This is a genomic window from Limnobacter sp., assembly GCF_964228395.1.
GTDB lineage: Bacteria > Pseudomonadota > Gammaproteobacteria > Burkholderiales > Burkholderiaceae_B > Limnobacter.
Map to the genome: position 1 here is coordinate 1 of NZ_CAXQZX010000035.1, position 3976 is coordinate 3976.

Annotated in this window: 4 protein-coding genes; 2 read left to right on the top strand and 2 right to left on the bottom strand. The window is 56.9% G+C overall.

Annotation, left to right across the window (positions count from 1 at the left end):
- The coding region (locus ACEQU8_RS02555) for a serine O-acetyltransferase (RefSeq protein ID WP_370261252.1) at window positions 1-212 on the bottom strand (212 nt) is incomplete at its 3' end.
- Between the two features lie 65 nt (window positions 213-277).
- The gene (locus ACEQU8_RS02560; RefSeq protein WP_370261248.1) at window positions 278-1090 is read right to left on the bottom strand and encodes an RNA methyltransferase; all 813 of its coding nucleotides are present in this window, start codon (window positions 1088-1090) and stop codon (window positions 278-280) included.
- 44 nt (window positions 1091-1134) lie between these two features.
- On the opposite strand from ACEQU8_RS02560, the gene ACEQU8_RS02565 reads away from it, so the two are divergent.
- Together ACEQU8_RS02565 and mutS are read left to right on the top strand one after the other, a co-directional pair.
- The gene (locus ACEQU8_RS02565; RefSeq protein ID WP_370261249.1) at window positions 1135-1902 is read left to right on the top strand and encodes an inositol monophosphatase family protein; all 768 of its coding nucleotides are present in this window, start codon (window positions 1135-1137) and stop codon (window positions 1900-1902) included.
- 4 nt (window positions 1903-1906) lie between these two features.
- The coding region (gene mutS, locus ACEQU8_RS02570; RefSeq protein ID WP_370261251.1) for a DNA mismatch repair protein MutS at window positions 1907-3976 on the top strand (2070 nt) is incomplete at its 3' end.

Below are 3976 nucleotides of genomic sequence, written 5' to 3' on the forward strand. Positions count from 1 at the left end.
CCTGGATGAATTTCAATGCCTGTAAAAAAACGCCCCAAATGTGACAAAAAACGCGCCAAGGTGGTCAAGCCTGCACGCCAGGACCGATTGGCCAAGCGATGCCAAATCAAGGCATGTAAACCGGGGTAACACAAAAACACCTCCAGACGGTTTTTGGCCGCAGGGTCTTTTTTCAAGATCGTGTCAATGTCTTCCCGAAGGCGTATCCACATGGGGTGTACTGTCCTTGTGTTCATCAATGTAGGTAGAGCGCAGTGTATCAGCCCACCCGGGCTGTTTAATCCGCTTTGCGCTTATTCTGCTCGTGTGGGTAAAGGCGCCCTTGTGCAACACGTATTACATCGCTAAAAAACCCTCGAAGCATATCGACTTCTTCTTGCTCAAGCTGCGCCTTGCCCAACAGCCTGGCCAAGCGCTGGACCAGCTTTTTGGGCTTGCTGGGGTTTAAAAAATCAACAGCCTCCATGGCCTCCAGCCAATGGGCCTGAAGATCATCAACCGCCTTCACCGAAGCCAGCCTTGGCGCATGCACATCGCGTTTCTCCGGGTTGGGTACTGCCAATGGAACAGCATGTGCGGCCTCGCTGGCCACGCGCAGGGCGTAACACACAATTTGTACGGCTTGGGACAAGTTCAGAGAGTTGTACGCCGGGTTGGAAGGAATGTACACCTGCCTGTTGCAACGCTGCACTTCTTCATTGCTTAGTCCTGTACGTTCCGCACCAAAAACAAAGGCTGAGCGAACCCCATCTGGCAAAGCACTCAGGGCCTCTTGGGCGGCTTGAGCCGGGCTTTGCAGGGCAGGCCCCAATTCCCGCAACCGCGCCGACAGGGCGTAAGCACGCTGGCAATCGGCCAAGGCCTCCGGCAGGCTTGCGTACACCTGACTATTGGCCAGCACATCGGCGGCCCCACTGGCCAAGGCAATTGCTTCCGGGTCGGCAGCAATCGCTGCATGTTTGGGTTGAACAAGCCGCAAATCACAAAGACCCATGGTCTTCATGGCCCTGGCCACCGAGCCCACATTGCCCGGATGACTTGTTTTTACCAGAACTATTGAAATGGATTCGAGGGAATCAACTGGGGTCATTTATAATGGGCGGTTAAACGCAAATTTATTGAAAAGGAAAGGCCATGCATCCGATGCTCAACGTGGCGGTTAAAGCCGCTCGCGCTGCTGGAAAAATCATCAACCGGGCAGAGCTGGATCTGGATCAGGTCAAAGTGGGCGTGAAGGGCCCCAACGATTTTGTCACCGAAACCGATCAAGCCGCTGAAACGGCCATCATCGAGGTGCTTAAACAGGCTTACCCCGACCACGCCATTTTAGCCGAGGAAAGCGGCGCCTCAGGCAAGTCCGATTACGAGTGGATCATCGACCCCATCGACGGCACCGCCAATTTCATTCACGGTTACCCCCACTACGCGATTTCAATCGCCCTGCGGGTGGCTGGCAACATCCAGCAGGCCGTGGTGTACAACCCGGCCACCAACGACCTGTTCACCGCCTCCAAGGGCGAAGGTGCGTTCTTAAATAACCGACGCATCCGCGTATCCAAACGCAGCAAACCCAATGAATTTTTGGTGGGGTTTGCATTCCCAAGTGGCAAAAGTGAGGGTGATCAAAGCGTAAAACGCAAAATGTTGGCCCTGACCGAAAGCACGGCTGGTATTCGCAAGTCAGGCTCGGCAGTGCTCGACCTCGCTTACGTGGCCTGTGGCCGCCTTGACGGCTACATTTGCTTCGGCCTCAAACCGTGGGACCTCGCCACAGGCGTTCTGCTGGTGTCCGAAGCGGGTGGTTTAATCACCGACCCACAAGGCAACGCCACCTACATGGACACCGGCAATGCAGTGGCCGGCAACCCCAAAGCCCTTCAATACCTGTTGAGTTTCAAGTAACGCAGTGACAGAACACGTCCAGGCAAACACCACCACGGCGTTTGAAAATCACACGCCCATGATGCAGCAGTACCTCAGCCTGAAGGCGGAGTACCCGGACAAGCTGCTGTTCTACCGCATGGGCGATTTTTATGAGCTGTTTTTCGAAGATGCCCAACTGGCCGCGCAGTTGCTTCGAATCACGCTAACACATCGCGGCCAATCCGCAGGTCAACCCATCCCCATGGCGGGCGTGCCATTTCACGCGGTCGACCAATACCTGGCCAAACTCGTAGCCTTGGGCCACTCGGTGGCCATTTGCGAACAAGTGGGCACGCCGGGGCAAAGCAAAGGTCCCATGGAGCGACGCGTGGCCCGTGTGGTCACACCGGGTACTCTGACCGAGTCTGCCCTCTTGCCCGACCAAGAAAACAAGCCTCTGGTCAGCCTGTACTCCGAAGATGGCAAACAGTGGGGCGTGGCTTGCATGGCTTTGTCTGCAGGGTCCATCCGCTTACTCGAATGCGAGTCTGCGGGCCTTTTGGCGCATTTGGGTCGATACAACCCGGCCGAGGTGTTGGTGAATAACAAAGCCATGGCCAGGCAATGCGAGGTGGTGCAGGCCATTGAGCGCCCAGCCTGGCACTTTGATGCCAGTTTTGCGCACACCCATCTTCAGGCTGTGTTGCAGGCGAGCACCCTGACCAGCCTGGAACTCGACCAAGCACCCCTGGCCATCGCGGCCATGGGCGCGGCGCTGCAATACGCCAAAGAAACGCATCTCAATATCGAGACTTTCAAACATGTCTCGGACGTACAGGTGGAGCACGAACACGACCATCTGGTTTTGGACGATGCCGCCCGGCGCAACCTGGAAATCACCGAGACCCTGCGCGGTGAACCCTCACCCACGCTTTTTTCTCGCCTCAATCGCACCGGCAGCGGCATGGGAGCAAGGCGCTTGCGCCAGTGGCTACTCGAACCCTTGCGCAGTATTCCAGCCATTGAGGCGCGTCAAGCGATTGTGGCCCGGCTCATGAACACCCGCGACAGCGCACATGAGCCCCTGTGCGCAGAAGTGATCAAAACCCTGCGTAGCCTGGCCGACATTGAACGCATCAGCAGCCGTGTGGCCATGCAAAGTGCCAAACCCCGGGATCTGCTTGCCCTGCGGGAAAGCTTGCAGGCCCTGCCCACTCTGGCCGATCTTTTGGCCCAAGCCGACCAATCGCCATTGCATGCGCCCGTGTTTGAGGCCGCTCTTCAGGCCCTGGCTCAGCCTCCAGAGCTTTTGCAGCAACTGGTCGCGGCCTTGGCCGACAACCCTCCCACCCTGCTTCGCGATGGCGGTGTGATCGCAGACGGCTACAGCGCCGAGCTGGATGAACTGCGAAACATTCAAACGGGCAGTGGGCAATTCCTCATCGAATTAGAACGCCAGGAACGCGAGGCCACGGGCATCGCCAACCTCAAGGTTGAGTTCAATCGCGTGCACGGGTTTTACATCGAAGTAAGCACAGCACAGGCTGACAAAGTACCCTCGCACTATGTACGCCGGCAAACCATGAAAAACGCCGAGCGCTACATCACCAGCGAGCTAAAAGCTTTTGAAGAAAAAGCACTGTCTGCCAAAGAGCGGGCACTCAATCTTGAAAAAGCGCTTTACGACCAACTTTTGGAATGGTTGGTGCAATTCACCCCCTACACCCAACAATGTGCGCGGGTTTTGTCGGAACTGGACGCACTGGCCGCGCTGGCCTTGGTGGCACACGAATCCAGTTGGGTTGCCCCACAGCTTCTGCCTCAGCCAATCTTGAACATCGTGCAAGGCCGCCACCCGGTGTTAGAGACGCAAGTGGAGCAATTTACCCCCAACGATTGCAGCCTGCACCCGGGCCGCCACATGGCCCTTATTACCGGCCCGAACATGGGCGGTAAAAGCACCTACATGCGCCAAACAGCGTTGATTGCCCTGCTGGCGCACGTCGGTGCTTTCGTACCCGCGCGAAAGGTAACGCTCTCCTGCCTCGATCGGATTTTTACCCGTATTGGCTCCTCTGATGACTTAGCGAGTGGCCGGTCGACCTTCATGGTC